General features: G+C 72.6%; 16 protein-coding genes. 12 read left to right on the forward strand and 4 right to left on the reverse strand.

Annotation, left to right across the window (positions count from 1 at the left end; genetic code table 11):
* The first annotated feature begins 118 nt into the window (after positions 1-118).
* Together ACIQCJ_RS16825 and ACIQCJ_RS16830 are read left to right on the forward strand one after the other, a co-directional pair.
* On the forward strand, positions 119-1,252 hold the full coding sequence (locus ACIQCJ_RS16825) for a ferrochelatase (RefSeq protein ID WP_402711724.1): 1,134 nt from the start codon (positions 119-121) through the stop codon (positions 1,250-1,252).
* Between the two features lie 96 nt (positions 1,253-1,348).
* Positions 1,349-2,167, forward strand: a complete 819-nt coding sequence (locus ACIQCJ_RS16830) for an inositol monophosphatase family protein (RefSeq protein WP_402711725.1) — start codon at positions 1,349-1,351, stop codon at positions 2,165-2,167.
* Positions 2,168-2,374: 207 nt separating this feature from the next.
* On the opposite strand, the gene ACIQCJ_RS16835 is transcribed toward ACIQCJ_RS16830, so the two are convergent.
* Entirely contained in the window at positions 2,375-2,548 is a 174-nt protein-coding gene (locus tag ACIQCJ_RS16835) for a hypothetical protein (protein WP_188282026.1), read from the reverse strand.
* Between the two features lie 289 nt (positions 2,549-2,837).
* On the opposite strand from ACIQCJ_RS16835, the gene ACIQCJ_RS16840 reads away from it, so the two are divergent.
* The 4 genes from ACIQCJ_RS16840 to ACIQCJ_RS16855 all read left to right on the forward strand — a co-directional run bounded on the left by ACIQCJ_RS16840 (position 2,838) and on the right by ACIQCJ_RS16855 (position 6,366).
* Positions 2,838-3,491, forward strand: a complete 654-nt coding sequence (locus ACIQCJ_RS16840) for a response regulator (RefSeq protein WP_391163844.1) — start codon at positions 2,838-2,840, stop codon at positions 3,489-3,491.
* Between the two features lie 5 nt (positions 3,492-3,496).
* Positions 3,497-4,765, forward strand: a complete 1,269-nt coding sequence (locus ACIQCJ_RS16845) for a HAMP domain-containing sensor histidine kinase (RefSeq protein ID WP_355338466.1) — start codon at positions 3,497-3,499, stop codon at positions 4,763-4,765.
* Positions 4,766-5,184: 419 nt separating this feature from the next.
* On the forward strand, positions 5,185-5,484 hold the full coding sequence (locus tag ACIQCJ_RS16850; RefSeq protein WP_103884889.1) for a DUF4193 domain-containing protein: 300 nt from the start codon (positions 5,185-5,187) through the stop codon (positions 5,482-5,484).
* A gap of 117 nt (positions 5,485-5,601) precedes the next feature.
* Positions 5,602-6,366 (forward strand): hypothetical protein, encoded by a 765-nt coding sequence (locus ACIQCJ_RS16855; protein WP_355338463.1) that lies wholly within the window; start codon positions 5,602-5,604, stop codon positions 6,364-6,366.
* A 54-nt stretch (positions 6,367-6,420) separates the two neighbouring features.
* Here the strand turns inward: ACIQCJ_RS16855 and ACIQCJ_RS16860 are convergent, their stop codons facing one another.
* Positions 6,421-6,870 (reverse strand): DUF3093 domain-containing protein, encoded by a 450-nt coding sequence (locus ACIQCJ_RS16860; protein ID WP_355338460.1) that lies wholly within the window; start codon positions 6,868-6,870, stop codon positions 6,421-6,423.
* A 27-nt stretch (positions 6,871-6,897) separates the two neighbouring features.
* Positions 6,898-7,791, reverse strand: a complete 894-nt coding sequence (locus tag ACIQCJ_RS16865) for an SDR family oxidoreductase (protein ID WP_355338457.1) — start codon at positions 7,789-7,791, stop codon at positions 6,898-6,900.
* Positions 7,792-7,946: 155 nt separating this feature from the next.
* Here ACIQCJ_RS16865 and ACIQCJ_RS16870 point away from each other — a divergent pair, with 155 nt between their 5' ends.
* The 4 genes from ACIQCJ_RS16870 (at position 7,947) to ACIQCJ_RS16885 (ending at position 10,834) form a co-directional block, all read left to right on the forward strand.
* Positions 7,947-8,552: a PaaI family thioesterase gene (locus ACIQCJ_RS16870; RefSeq protein WP_355338454.1), complete on the forward strand. Its 606-nt coding sequence runs from the start codon at positions 7,947-7,949 to the stop codon at positions 8,550-8,552.
* 37 nt (positions 8,553-8,589) lie between these two features.
* On the forward strand, positions 8,590-9,120 hold the full coding sequence (gene dut / locus ACIQCJ_RS16875) for a dUTP diphosphatase (RefSeq protein ID WP_402711726.1): 531 nt from the start codon (positions 8,590-8,592) through the stop codon (positions 9,118-9,120).
* 2 nt (positions 9,121-9,122) lie between these two features.
* Positions 9,123-9,896 carry a DUF3710 domain-containing protein gene (locus ACIQCJ_RS16880; protein ID WP_355338451.1) on the forward strand — a complete coding sequence of 258 codons (774 nt, stop codon included), beginning with the start codon at positions 9,123-9,125 and terminating at the stop codon, positions 9,894-9,896.
* 200 nt (positions 9,897-10,096) lie between these two features.
* Entirely contained in the window at positions 10,097-10,834 is a 738-nt protein-coding gene (locus tag ACIQCJ_RS16885; protein ID WP_402711727.1) for an ABC transporter ATP-binding protein, read from the forward strand.
* Positions 10,835-10,897: 63 nt separating this feature from the next.
* Here the strand turns inward: ACIQCJ_RS16885 and ACIQCJ_RS16890 are convergent, their stop codons facing one another.
* Positions 10,898-12,079, reverse strand: coding sequence for an ROK family protein (locus tag ACIQCJ_RS16890; RefSeq protein WP_355338445.1), 1,182 nt, complete (start codon positions 12,077-12,079; stop codon positions 10,898-10,900).
* Between the two features lie 239 nt (positions 12,080-12,318).
* On the opposite strand from ACIQCJ_RS16890, the gene ACIQCJ_RS16895 reads away from it, so the two are divergent.
* Positions 12,319-13,473: a Gfo/Idh/MocA family oxidoreductase gene (locus ACIQCJ_RS16895; protein WP_355338795.1), complete on the forward strand. Its 1,155-nt coding sequence runs from the start codon at positions 12,319-12,321 to the stop codon at positions 13,471-13,473.
* Between the two features lie 24 nt (positions 13,474-13,497).
* Entirely contained in the window at positions 13,498-14,505 is a 1,008-nt protein-coding gene (locus ACIQCJ_RS16900; RefSeq protein ID WP_355338442.1) for a sugar phosphate isomerase/epimerase family protein, read from the forward strand.
* Positions 14,506-14,715 lie beyond the last annotated feature (210 nt).

Here is a 14,715-nt window from a genome sequence, read left to right on the forward strand (position 1 = left end):
GGATTCCACCGCGCGGAGGGCGCCCGCGGCGGCCACCGCGAGCCACCGCGTGACCGGGCGCACCCGCCCGGGGAGGCGGAGCGCGGCGGGATCGTCGCGGGGTGGCAGGATCGATGACATGTCCGATCAGCCGCCTCAGCGCGACCCCCACGACGCCGGGCCGTACGACGCCCTGCTGCTGCTCTCCTTCGGCGGCCCCGAGGGACCCGACGACGTCGTGCCCTTCCTGGAGAACGTCACCCACGGCCGGGGCATCCCCAAAGAGCGGCTGAAGGAGGTCGGGCGGCACTACTTCCTCTTCGACGGCGTCAGCCCGATCAACGCGCAGAACCGCGAACTGCTCGACGCGCTCCGCAAGGACTTCGCCGGGCACGGCCTCGACCTGCCGGTCTACTGGGGCAACCGCAACTGGGCGCCGTATCTGACCGACGCCCTGCGGGAGATCGCGCGGGCGGGCCACCGCCGGGTCCTGGTGCTGGCCACCAGCGCCTACGCCTCGTACTCCGGCTGCCGGCAGTACCGCGAGAATCTGGCCGCCTCGCTGGCCGTGCTGGCCCGGGAGGGCCTCCCGGTGCCGCGGGTGGACAAGCTGCGGCACTACTTCAACCACCCCGGCTTCGTCGAGCCGATGACCGACGCGACGCTGGCCGCGCTGGACGCGCTGCCCGCGGACGTACGCGACGGCGCCCGGCTGGCCTTCACCACGCACTCGATCCCCACCTCGGCCGCCGACACCTCGGGACCCGTCGAGGGCCACGGCGACGGCGGCGCGTACGTCGCGCAGCACCTGGACACCGCCCGGGTGATCGCCGACGCGGTACGCGCCGCGACCGGCGTCGACCGGCCGTGGCAGCTCGTCTACCAGTCGCGCAGCGGCTCCCCGCAGATCCCGTGGCTGGAGCCGGACATCTGCGACCACCTCGAGCAGGCGCACGCGCAGGGCGCGCCCGCGGTCGTCATGGTGCCGATCGGCTTCGTCTCCGACCACATGGAGGTGAAGTACGACCTGGACACCGAGGCCGTCGCCAAGGCCGCGGAGCTGGGGCTGCCGGTCAGCCGCGCCGCGACCGTCGGCGCCGACCCGCGCTTCGCCGCCGCGGTGCGCGACCTGGTGCTGGAGCGGGCCGCGACCGAGCGGGGAGCGGCCCCGGCGCGCTGCGCGCTGGGCGCGCTCGGCCCCAGCCACGACATCTGTCCCGCGGGCTGCTGCCCGGCCAGGACCCCGCTGCCCGCCGCCGCCGGAACCGACTGACCGGTACCGACCGGAGCCGGGCGGCGGGACACGACCGACAGGTACCGACCCCGCCCGGAGACCGGCTGTGACCGGAACCGACTAAGGAGCCCCCCGTTGAGCCCCACCCCCGACGCGTCGTCGACCGAGCCCGCCGCGCTGCTGGAGATCGCCCTGGAAGCCGCGCGCAGGGCCGGTGAGCTGCTGCGCGACGGCCGCCCCGCCGACCTGGGCGTGGCCGCCACCAAGTCCAGCCCGATCGACGTCGTCACCGAGATGGACATCGCGGCCGAGAAGCTGATCACGTCCTACATCAGCGGTCTGCGCCCCGACGACGGCGTCCTCGGCGAGGAGGGCGCGAGCAGCGAGGGCACCAGCGGGGTGCGCTGGGTGATCGACCCGCTCGACGGCACGGTGAACTACCTCTACGGCCTGCCGTCCTGGGCGGTGAGCATCGCCGCGGAGGTGGACGGCGAGGCGGTGGCCGGTGTGGTGGCCGCCCCGATGCGCGGCGAGACGTACCAGGCGGTACGCGGCGGCGGCGCGTTCGTCAACGGCGAGCGGGCCCGCTGCCGTCCGACCCCGGCCTTCTCGCACGCGCTGGTCGGCACCGGCTTCGGCTACCTGTCCGAGCGCCGGGCGGCGCAGGCGACGGTGGTGAGCGCCCTGCTGCCGCGGGTCCGGGACATCCGGCGCGGCGGCTCGGCCGCGATCGACCTCGCGGACGTGGGCTGCGGGCGGCTGGACGCGTACTTCGAGCGCGGCCTGAACCCCTGGGACTTCGCGGCCGGGGCGCTCTTCGCCCGCGAGGCGGGCGCGCTGACCGGTGGACGGCCGGGAGAGGCCGCCTCGGGCGAGCTGACGGTCGCGGCCCCCGGCGGCCTCTTCGAACCGCTCCAGGAGCTGCTGGACGGCTTGGGCGCCTGGCACGACTAGAGCGTCGGCACGGCGGCGGGGGCGGCGGGGCAGGTGGGGCGGACCGTGGCGCTCGCCGCGTTCGTAGGACCCCGCGGGGCTCGCAGCGCTCCCAGGGCGTGTCACGCCGACCGTCCGACGAGCGGCTGATATTCGCGCGTAGACATGCGAACGCCCCGGCACCTGTGAGGTGTCCGGGGCGTGCGGCTCGGGGTCAGCCGGTGTGGATCAGGCGACCTTCGGCCGTACGTCCACGCCGTTCTCCGACGCGAGTCGGCGGAGGTCTTCCAGTTCCGCCTGCTCGACGTCGGCGAGGAAGTCGTCGCCTGTCTCCCGGGCCCGGCGCAAATCGGTCTCCGTGCTGTGTATGCGCTGGAGGATTCCGGTGGTGAACGCGTCCATTAGGCGCCCCCTCGTCGTCGTCGTTGACACGGGGTGTGTCAAGCCAGGTACCACGCGAGGGAAACGCGTGGCGAGGCGTGGTGGGTGGGTGTGCAGTCGTCTTGCCCACCCGCTTCGGAGCGGAAACCTCCGTCGGCCGGAGGAATATTCCGTCGTCGGTCCCTTACCGCCGATTTACGGTCCTCAGGTGCAGGATGGTGGAGCATTCGCACAGCTCATGCCGTTCCGGCCGCGGCTCCGCGCCGCCGCAGGACCGCTCATGTCCCCCCGCTCTGGAAGGAACAGCGCCTTGCGCGTACTGGTCGTCGAGGACGAGCAACTGCTCGCCGATGCGGTTGCCACCGGGCTGCGCCGCGAGGCGATGGCCGTCGACGTGGTCTACGACGGCGGCGCCGCCCTGGAGCGGATCGGGGTCAACGACTACGACGTGGTCGTCCTCGACCGCGACCTCCCGGTCGTCCACGGCGACCAGGTGTGCCGCGAGATCGTCGATCTCGGCCTGCCCACCCGGGTGCTGATGCTCACCGCCGCCGGTGACGTCAGCGACCGGGTGGAGGGTCTTGAACTGGGCGCGGACGACTATCTGCCCAAGCCCTTCGCCTTCACCGAGCTGACCGCGCGGGTCCGCGCGCTGGGCCGTCGTACGACCGCGGCCCTGCCGCCGGTCCTGGAGCGCTCCGGCATCAGGCTCGACCCCAACCGCCGCGAGGTCTTCAGGGACGGCGCGGAGGTGCATCTGGCGCCCAAGGAGTTCGCGGTCCTCGAAGTGCTGATGCGCAGCGAGGGCTCGGTGGTCTCCGCCGAGCAGTTGCTGGAGAAGGCGTGGGACGAGAACACCGACCCGTTCACCAATGTGGTGCGGGTGACCGTCATGACACTGCGCCGCAAGCTCGGTGAGCCTCCGGTGATCGTGACGGTCCCCGGTTCCGGTTACCGGATCTGATCCGCGTGGCGTCCCCCTCCGCCGGCTCCCCCGCGCCCGCACCGCCCTCGGCCCCGCCGACCCCGCCCAGGCCCCCCTGGGACCCGCTGCCGGGCGAGAGCCCGCTGCCCTGGCTGCGCCCGACCATCCGGATACGGCTGACCGTGCTGTACGGCGGCATGTTCCTGATCGCCGGTGTGCTGCTGCTGTGGATCATCTATCTGCTGGCGGCCCAGGCCCTGCACCAGGGCAGCGAGCCGCTGTTCACCGTCAACAGCGGCCGGGTCAACATCGTCAGCAACACCTGCCCGAGCCTGATCAACGAGACGGATTCGGGGCGCTTCAACTCCGCCCTGGCGCAGTGCATGGCCGTCCAGCGCGAGGCGGCGCTCAATGTGCTGCTCAAGCGCTCGCTGCTGGCGCTGATCGGCCTGGCCGTGGTCGCGCTGGTCTTCGGCTACGTGATGGCCGGGCGGGTGCTCGCGCCGCTCGGGCGGATCACCAGGACCGCGCGGGTCGTGGTCGGCTCCGACCTCAAGCGCCGGATCGAGCTGGACGGCCCGGACGACGAGCTGAAGGAGCTGGCCGACACCTTCGACGAGATGCTCGACCGGCTGGAGAGATCCTTCGACGCCCAGCGCCGCTTCGTGGCCAACGCCTCGCACGAGCTGCGCACACCGCTGGCGATCAACCGGACGCTGCTGGAGGTCCAGCTCTCCGATCCGGACGCCTCGGCCGACCTGTTGCAGCTCGGCAAGACCCTGCTGTCCACCAACGAGCGCAGTGAGCAGCTGGTCGAGGGCCTGCTGCTGCTCGCCCGCAGTGACAACGAGATCGTGGACCGCAAGCCGGTGGACCTGGCGGAGGCCGCCTCCCGGGCGCTCGACCAGACCCGCGCCGAGGCGCAGGGCAAGGGCGTGGAGCTGCGCTCCCGGCTCGACGGCGCGGTCGTCCAGGGAAACGGCGTGCTGCTGGAAAGGATCGCCCTGAACCTGGTACAGAACGCGGTGCGGTACAACGTGGCGGAGAACGGCTGGGTCGACGTCTCCACGGCCGTGGAGGGCGGTCAGGGGCTGCTCGTGGTCGCGAACACCGGACCGGTCGTTCCGGCGTACGAGATCGACAACCTTTTCGAGCCGTTCCGGCGTCTGCGTACCGAGCGGACGGGAAGTGACAAGGGGGTGGGACTGGGACTGTCCATCGCGCGGTCGGTGGCACGGGCGCACGGAGGCGTCATCGTGGCCGAGCCGCGCGAGGGAGGCGGCCTGGTCATGCGGGTCGCGATCCCGTTGTGAACCGCGTCACGCCCAGGACGGCCACCGGCGACGACAGCACCGACGAGTGTTCGCTATGCGAGAAATTTCGCGGTCTGTTCCCCGCCGGGAACCGTTGTGATCGACAGCACATGCTATTGGAGGGACACCTACACACAGTGATCAAGACATTGGGGAAAAAGACCGGAAAATCCATGTTTCCCCAGGTCATGATCACGGGAAGTACACGTGATGGCACCCGCGACATACGACTTTCAGACTGTCGCGAGTGACGATCGGCCACCCGTGCGATCACCCCTTCGGGGGCGACCTTGGGTGTCGATTGAGTAACAGGCCTTGATGTGAGGCAAAATCTCCGCCTCGGGTCGGGCACAAGTCCGGCCTCCCGCGCGTTACGTGCGCTGGAGACACCGCAGACACCCACAGGGGGAGAGCGAAAAATGGCTACGGATTACGACACCCCACGCAAGACCGACGATGACGTCAACGAGGACAGCATCGAGGAACTGAAGGCCCGGCGGAACGAGAAGTCCACCTCCGCGGTGGACGTCGACGAGTTCGACCAGGCGGAGTCCCTGGAGCTGCCGGGCGCCGACCTCTCCAATGAGGAACTGTCGGTTCGCGTACTGCCCAGGCAGGCCGACGAGTTCACCTGCATGAGCTGCTTCCTGGTCCACCACAGGAGCCAGCTCGCGGCGGAGAAGAACGGCAACCCGATCTGCCGCGACTGCGCGGCCTGATCCGCGGGCGCGGTGACGGGCTCACGGCGGGACGGCCGGGCGGACGACGCCGGCCGGGCGCAGGACCAGGACCAGGACCGGGCACAAGGCCCGGTGGAGGGTCCGACGGAAGGCCGGGTGGAAGGCCGAGAAGGCGACGAGCGGGGCCGCAGGGCCTCGCTCGCGGCCACGACCGCGCGCGGGGCGCGCGGAATACGCAGCGGGGCGCGCTACGGCGGCAGGAAGGCGATGGCGGGCATGGGCTCGGTCGCCGAGCGGCTGATCGAGGTCGCCCCGCGCATCCCGGTGCGTGACCTGGCGACGCTGCGGGGGCAGTTTCCCGGTCTCGGCCCCGAGGACATCGCGGACCGGCTGATCGCCACCGCGGTGAAGGGCACCATGACCGTCGGCGCCGGTGTGGGCGCCGCCGCGATGCTGCCCACCCCGCCGGCGATGCCGGCCGAACTGACCGCCGAGACGCTCGGCGTCGCCGCGGTCGAGTTCAAACTCATCGCGGAACTGCACGAGGTCTACGGACTGCGTGTCCCGGGCAACTCCCGGGAGCGCGCGACCGCGTATCTGTGGTCCTGGACCGAACAGCGCGGTATCGATGTGCTGAAACTCTCCACGGTCAACGTGGCCCTGGGCAGCAGCATGAAGAAGGAGATGCGCCAGCGGCTGCTGCGCCGCACGCTGCGCAATATGCCGACGCTGACGCCGTTCATGATCGGCGCGGCCGTCGGCGCGGTGATGAACCGCCGCGACACCCGCAAGCTCGCCCAGCGGATCCGCCACGACCTGCGCGCCGCGCAGCTCCCGTGGCCCGAGCTGCCCGCCGTCGGCGCACCGGCCGACGCGGCCCTGACCGGCACGCTGTGGCAGCCGCCCGCCATCGAGCCCTGACCGGCCGCGGGCGCCCCCGCGGGGGCCGCCCGGCACCGTGCGGCCCGGCCGGTCCTACTGGGGCGCCTTCACGGCTTTCAGCGCCTCCGCGAGCCGCTTCGGCGAACGCGTCGACAGATAGACGTACGGCGTCGGGTCGTCCGGATCGGTCACGTCGACCTTCAGCGCCGTCGGCACGTACGAGCGCAGCAGCATGTACGCCCGCGGGTCGGCCTTGTGGGAGCGCCAGGCCACCGTCTCCGCCGCGTCGAGCACGGTCGCCTCGCCCAGTGCCGCCAGCGGGATCCGGGCCTTGCCCGCCACCAGCGAACCCGCCACCACGCGGATCCGCGCGGACCCGTACGAGCTGACCGCCATCATGGCGACGGCCGCGCCGGCCGCGAGCCCGGCCAGCATCGGCAGCGGGCCGAACGGGAAGAGGATCAGCGCCATCGCCACACCCACCCCGGCGGCCAGGAACCACCAGGAGCGCGGCACGGTGAGACGTTCGTCGTAAGGCTGCATGGCACCAGACTGCCATGCGGTCCTGTGCTATCTGCCGCGAAGGCGCGCCAGCGCACGGGTGACCCTCGGCGGTGCCTGCCGCAGCCCGGTGGCGAGCTGCTTCGCCCAGTCGGAGGCGGCCGTCGGCGCCACCGCGTCCAGCACCGCGGTCGAGCGGGCGCCGCCGCCCACCAGATAGCGCGGCAGCGGGTGCCGGGCGGTCAGCGCCTTGCGCACCGCGAGCGCCACCGGGCGCGGCCCCGGCAGGTCGCGGCTGCCGCGCAGCACGTCCCCGGCCGCCGCGTACTGCTCCTGGTACGCCGACGCCCGCTCGTCGGGCAGCAGCCCGGCGCCGGTCTCCCAGATGCCGGTGCCGTAGGAGCCCGGCTCGATCAGCGAGACCTGCACGCCGAACGGCGCGGTCTCCATCCGCAGCGCGTCCGTGACTGACTCCAGGCCGCGCTTGCTCGCGCAGTACCAGCCGAGCATCGGCAGCGACACCCGCCCGGCGATCGACGACACGTTGACGATCCGGCCCGCCCGCCGGTCCCGCATCGCGGGCAGCACCAGGCGGGCGATCCGCGCGGGCGCCACCAGATTGGTCTCCAGCTGGCGCCGTACCTGCTCGTCGTCCACGTCCTCCACCGCGCCCGGCTGCGCGAACCCCGCGTTGTTGACCACCGCCCACGGGCCGCCGTCGGTCATCGTGGCGATCTCGGTGAACGCCCGGACGCAGGACGTCGCGTCGGCCACGTCGAGCACCGCGGTGCGCACCGCCGCGCCCGTACGGTCGACCGCCGCGCGCAGGGCCCGCGCGTCCCGGTCGTTGCGGACCGTGCCGATCACGTCGAAGCCGCAGTGCGCCAGCTCCAGCGTGATGGCACGGCCGATGCCGCGTCCGGCTCCGGTGACGACGACGGACTGGCCTACTCCTGGGGACATGCGCGCGCTCCGGTGCTACCAGATGACAACGGGGGGACTGCGGGGGCGGTACGAGGGTGGTACAGGGGGCGGTTTCCGCCGGCCGCCGGGCGGCTCCCCCGGGACCAACGGACACCGGCAGGGAAAGGATCCCGCGGAAGGGTAGGGTCTCGGGCGTGAGTGGAGCGAACACACCCAGAAGCGCCGGACGGTCGTCGTTGACGCCGCCGCCCGACGCCACCGCGCCCACGCGGCACCCGGACGCCCCGGCGCCGGGCGAGCTGCTCGGGGCGCACTACGACCAGTGCTTCGGCTGCGGCGAGGGTCTGCCGCACGGGCTGCACCTGGCGGCGCGGGCGGGCGAGGGCGTCAGCGTCACCGCCGAGTTCACCGTCAAGCCCGCCCACCAGGGCGCGCCGGGCCTCGCCCACGGCGGGGTCCTGGCCACGGCGCTGGACGAGACGCTGGGCTCGGTCAACTGGATGCTGCGCGCCATCGCCGTCACCGGACGGCTGGAGTCGGACTTCCTGCTCCCGGTCCCGGTCGGCGCCACGCTGTACCTGTCGGCGCGCTGCACCGCGGTCGCCGGACGCAAGATCTACAGCTCGGCCGAGGGCCGGATCGGCGGCCACGACGGGCCGGTCGCGGTCCGCGCGGAGGCGCTGTTCGTCGAGGTCAAGCTCGACCACTTCACGCAGAACGGCCGCGCGGAGGAGATCCGCGCGGCGATGTCGGACCCCGACCAGGTGAAGGTCGCCCGCGCCTTCGAGGTGAACCCATGAGCCGTGCGCCGCTGCGCCTCGTCAGCGAGGTGAACCCGTGAGCACAGAGCGACAGCCGGTGGACGTACTGCTGCACCGGCTCGACGAGTCCGTGCCCGTACCGTCCTACGGGCATCCCGGTGACGCGGGCGCGGACCTGACGACCACGCTGGCGGCGGACCTCGCGCCCGGTGAGCGCGCGGTCCTGCCCACCGGGGTGTCGATCGCCCTGCCCGACGGGTACGCGGCCTTCGTGCATCCCCGCTCGGGGCTGGCAGCGCGCTGCGGTGTGGCCCTGGTGAATGCCCCGGGAACGGTGGATGCCGGGTACCGTGGAGAGATCAAGGTGATCGTCGTCAACCTCGATCCGCGCGAGACCGTGCGGTTCGAAAAGGGTGACCGGATCGCCCAACTGGTCGTCCAGCGGGTCGAGCGGGTCCGTTTCCATGAGGTGGCGGAGCTGCCCGGCTCTGCCAGGGCCGCGGGGGGCTTCGGCTCCACGGGGGGTCATGCCGCGGTGGAGACGCCGTCGGCCGACACGTCCAGAGTCGGATTCGCATCGGTCGTTGCAGACCGGGAAGGACAGTGACCGTGTTCCGTCGTCGCAAGGAGCGCGAAGACGACCTCGACGAGCTCGACGAGGCCGCAGGCCCTGACGAGCAGGTCGAGGACGCCGAGGAGTCGGACGACTCCGGTGAGTCCCTCCGGTACAACCTTCCGCCCGCCCCGAGGCCCGACGGCCCGTGGGACCTGAGCGAGGTCAGTGAGCCCGGCGAGGGCCGCGTCGACCTCGGCGGACTGTTCGTGCCCGGAGTCGAGGGCATGGAGCTGCGGGTCGAGGTCGCGGGCGAGTCCATCGTCGCCGCGACCGTGGTGCTGCGGGACAGCGCCGTGCAGCTCCAGGCGTTCGCCGCCCCCAAGTCCGAGGGCATCTGGGGCGAGGTCCGCGAGGAGATCGCCGCCGGTATCACCCAGCAGGGCGGCATCGTCGACGAGCTGGAGGGCCCGCTCGGCTGGGAGCTGCGGGCCCAGGTGCCCGTCCAGCTCCCCGACGGCACCAATGGCGTGCAGCTCGTGCGGTTCATCGGCTGCGACGGCCCGCGCTGGTTCCTGCGCGGGGTGATCTCCGGCCAGGGCGCGGTGCAGCCCGCCGCCGCCGGTGTGCTGGAGTCCGTCTTCCGCGACACCGTGGTGCTGCGCGGCGACACCCCGATGGCGCCGCGCGACCCGATCGTGCTGAAGCTGCCGAACGACGCGCAGATGGTGCCGGACGGCGCCGCGCCGACCGAGCAGGGCGAGCCGTCGAAGTTCGGCGACGGCATCGACCCGCTGCGCCGCGGCCCGGAGATCACCGAGCTGCACTGAGGCGTCGCTCCGCGTACGCGCCGTTCGCGGCCTTCGTGGCCCCTCGTGGCCCGGATCCGTTCCCACGGGTCCGGGCCACGGCGTTTGCGCGTACCGTCCACGGCGTTTGCGCGTACCGTACGGATACGCGACGGCCTTACGGTGGCCGGCGCGCCGCGGGCGGGGGCCGGCAGGGGATGCGGCCAGGACGGGGAGGACGCATGAGCGAGGGGTCCACGGGACGTGCGGCGACGGCGGTCGCGGACGGTCCGCCGTCCGGGGACATGGTCGTCGTCGAGGATCTGCGCCGCACCTACGGCAGCGGCGACACCGCCGTGCACGCCCTGCGGGGTGTCTCGTTCTCCGTCCCGCGCGGCGAACTCGTCGCGCTCAAGGGCCGTTCGGGCTCGGGCAAGACCACCATCCTCAACCTCGTGGGCGGTCTCGACAGCCCCGACGACGGCCGGATCATGCTCGACGGCACCGATCTGGCCTCGCTCGGCGACGACGAACTGCTCGCCCTGCGCCGGGACCGTATCGGCTTCGTCTTCCAGTCCTTCGGGCTGCTCCCCATCCTCAGCGCCGCCGAGAACGTGGGGGTCCCCATGCGGCTGCGCAAGACCCCGCCGCGGGAGCGCGAGGAGCGCGTCGAACTCCTCCTGGCCCTCGTCGGCCTCGCCGACCACGCCGCCCAGCGCCCCGGCGAACTCTCCGGCGGCCAGCAGCAACGCGTGGCCATCGCCCGCGCCCTCGCCAACCGCCCCGTCCTGCTCATCGCGGACGAGCCCACCGGGCAGCTCGACGCCGACACGGGCCTGGCCGTCATGGAGTTGCTGCGCGCGGTCGTCCGCAGCGAGTCCGTCACCGCCCTCGTCGCCACCCACGACACGCAGCTCCTCGCCCTGGCCGACCGCGTCCTGGAACTGCGCGACGGGCAGATCGTCCAGACCACGGACTGAGCGGCCTGACGCGGGTCAGGCCGCTTTCCGGGGCAGGCCGCTCCGGGGCAGGCCGCTTTCCGGTCAGGCCGCTCCGGCGAGCAGTGAGGCGGCGTCGGCGAGGACGAGACCGGCCGCCCCGCGGACCTCGGCGCCGTCCCCGAGGCCGCCGGTGACGATCTCCAGGCCCTCCGCGGCGGAGGGAAGGGTGTGGCGGCGGACACCGGCCCGCATGGGTTCGAGGATGTCGGCGCCCGCGGCGGCGAGGTCGCCGCCGACCACGATCAGGCGCGGGTTGAGGAGGGTGACGAGCGTGGCGAGCGCGCGGCCGACGGCGTCTCCCGCGTCGCGGACGGCGCGCAGGGCGCCGGTGTTGCGGTCCCGGATGAGGGCGGGGAGGTCGCGGGGTGCGACGGTCTCGCCCCAACTGTCGGACAGCAGGCGGGCGATGGCGACCGGACTGGCGACGGTCTCCAGGCAACCGCGGTTGCCGCAGCGGCAGATGAGGCCGTCGGTGATGAGCGGGAGATGGCCGATCTCCCCGGCGAGGCCCCGTGAGCCGAGCAGGAGGCGGCCGTCGCTGACGATGCCCGCGCCGATACCGGCGGAGAGCCGGACGTAGACCATGTCGCCCGCCTGCCGTCCGGCGCCGTACATGCGCTCGGCGAGGGCGCCGGCGTTGGCGTCGTTGGTGACGCGGACCGGCAGCGAGGTGCGGTGGCGCAGTTCGTCGGTGAGGCGCAGGCCGACCCAGCCGGGCATGATGCCCTCGGCGCCGAGGGCGCCGCTGCCCTTCTCGACCGGGGAGGCGATTCCGGCGCCGATGCCGAGGACGCGCTCGCGGGCGACGCCGGTCTCCTGGAGAGCGCGGCCGACGAGGACGGCGACCAGGTCGAGGGTCTCCTGCGGGGCGCGGTCCACGTCCTTGGCGACCCAGTGCTCCCACAGGACGGCGCCGAACAGGTCGCAGAGGATGACGCGTACGTGCTGGTGGCCGATGTCCGCGCCGATGGCGTAGCCCGAGCTGGGGACCAGCGAGAGGGACTGGGCGGGCCGTCCGGTGCGGCGGGGCTCCGGCTCCTCGGGGCCCTCGTCCTCGGTGACCAGGCCGACGGTGATGAGGTCGGCGATCAGCGAGGAGACGGTGGCCCTGGACAGGCCGGTGACGCGCACGAGTTCGGGCCTGCTGCTGCGTGCGGTGGTGTGCAGGGCCTCGAGGACCCGGAGCCTGCCGACCTCGCGGAGATTGACTGGAGTGTCGATCACTGCCCCCCGGATGTGTGACGTCTCGGCAACCGCACGGTGCCCTGTTGCCGTCACCGACGTCAAGAGCCTTGACTTATGCCGAAGTTCAGGCAGAAACTGCCGAACTGTTCTATCCGGCGCCGTGAGTTTCAGTCGATGCCGGATGAATAACGATTCACGGCCCGTACCAGGAGCGGCATTCCGCCAGGAGGACGTACGTGACGACGACACCACCCCCGGTCCCCGCGCTGCGGATCGGCATGGTCGGCCATGCCTTCATGGGCGCGGCGCACTCCCACGCCTGGCGCACCGCGGGCCGCTTCTTCGACCTGCCGGTACGGCTCGAACTCACCGCCGTCTGCGGCCGGTCGGCCCAGCGGGCGGCGTCGGCCGCCGAGCGGTACGGCTGGGGGTCGTACGAGACCGACTGGCGGGCGCTGGTCGCGCGGCCGGACATCGACGTGGTGGACATCTGCACGCCGGGCGACAGCCACGCGCGGATCGCGGAGGCGGCGCTCGCGGCGGGCAAGCACGTGATGTGCGAGAAGCCGCTGGCCAATTCGGTGGCGGAGGCCGAGGCGATGGTCGACGCGGCGCACAAGGCCCGGCAGGCCGGGGTGCGTTCGATGGTGGCTTTCAACTACCGCCGGGTGCCCGCGCTGGTGCTGGCGCGGCGGCTGATCGAGGAGGGCAGGCTGGGCACGATCCACCAGGTGCGGGCGCAGTACCTCCAGGACTGGCTGGTCGACCCGGAGTTCCCGCTGGCCTGGCGGCTGCGCAAGGACCGCGCCGGGTCAGGGGCGTTGGGCGATCTCGGCGCGCACAGCATCGACGCGGCGCAGTATCTGACGGGTCAGCGGATCAGCTCGGTCGGCGCGCTGCTGGAGACCTTCGTGACCGAACGGCCGCTGCCGGAGTCGGCGAGCGGCCTGTCGGGCAAGGGCGGTTCCGAGCGCGGCCGGGTCACGGTGGACGACGCGGCGCTGTTCACCGCGCGGTTCGACGGCGGCGCGATCGGCGTGTTCGAGGCGACCCGTTTCGCCACCGGGCACAAGAACGCCATGCGGATCGAGGTCAGCGGCTCGCGCGGCACGCTCGCCTTCGACGCCGAGTCGATGAACGAGCTGGCCTTCCACGACCGTTCCGAGGACCCGGACACCGCCGGTTTCCGCCGCGTCCTGGTCACCGAGCCCACCCACCCCTACCTTGACGCGTGGTGGCCGCCAGGCCATCTGATCGGCTACGAGCACTCCTTCACGCACCAGGTGCGCGATTTCGCCGAGGCGGTGGCGGGCGGTACGGATCCGCGGCCGTCGTTCGCCGACGGGCTCCAGGTGCAGCGGGTGCTGGCGGCCGTGGAGACCAGTGCGGCGGCCCTCGGCGTGCACATCCCGGTGCCCGCCCCTCAGTCCTGAAGCCCCGATCCCTGGAGGACGCACATGGCCCGACCCGTCACGCTCTTCACCGGCCAGTTCGCCGACCTGCCCTTCACCGAGGTGTGCGCGCTCGCCTCGCGGTGGGGGTACGACGGCCTGGAGATCGCCTGCTGGGGTGACCACTTCGACGTGGAGGCGGCGCTCAGCGACGACGCGTATCTGCCGCGGCTGCGCGACACCCTGGACAAGCACGGGCTCAAGAGCTGGACCATCTCCTGCCATCTGACCAGCCAGGCGGTCTGCGACCATCCGATCGACGAGCGGCACCGCGGCATCCTGCCCGCCCGTATCTGGGGCGACGGCTCGCCCGAGGGGGTGCGGGAGCGGGCGGCGGAGGAGATCAAGAACACCGCGCGGGCCGCCGCGGCCTTCGGCGTGGACACCGTGGTCGGCTTCACCGGTTCGTCGATCTGGCACACGGTGGCGATGTTCCCGCCGGTGCCGGAGGAGATGGTCGACCGCGGATTCGCGGACTTCGCCGACCGCTGGAATCCGATCCTGGACGTCTTCGACGAGGTCGGGGTCCGGTACGCGCACGAGGTGCACCCGGGCGAGATCGCGTACGACTACTGGACGACGGTGAGGACCCTGGAGGCGATCGGCCACCGCCCGGCCTTCGGGCTCAACTTCGACCCCAGCCACTTCGTGTGGCAGGACCTGGACCCGGTCGGCTTCCTGTACGACTTCCGCGACCGTATCTACCACGTGGACTGCAAGGAGTCGGTCAAGCAGTTCAACGGCCGCAACGGGCGGCTCGGTTCGCATCTGCCGTGGGGCGACCCGCGGCGCGGCTGGGACTTCGTGTCGACCGGGCACGGCGACGTGCCGTGGGAGCCGGTCTTCCGGATGCTCAACAGCATCGGGTACGAGGGGCCGATCTCGGTGGAGTGGGAGGACGCGGGGATGGACCGGATGACGGGCGCGCCCGCCGCGCTCGCGCACGTACGGGCGCTGGCCGCGATCGAGCCGCCCGCGGCCTCCTTCGACTCGGCGTTCAGCTCGTCCTCATGAACGTCTGGGATCGTCGCTGACGTCCTGCGGCTCCTCCCGGCGGGCCCGGTCCTGACAGGCTGGCCTGCCGGGCGGCGCTCGGCGCGGCCGGCCCCCCCCCCCGGGGGGCGGCGCGGGCCCGGGGGGGGGCCGCCCCCCGCGCGGGCGGAACGGTGGATTGCGGCCCGGGGGTGGGCCAGCGGGGTTGTGAACGGGGGGCGGGGGTGAGGC

This window comes from Streptomyces sp. NPDC093221 (genome assembly GCF_044753885.1).
GTDB lineage: Bacteria > Actinomycetota > Actinomycetes > Streptomycetales > Streptomycetaceae > Actinacidiphila.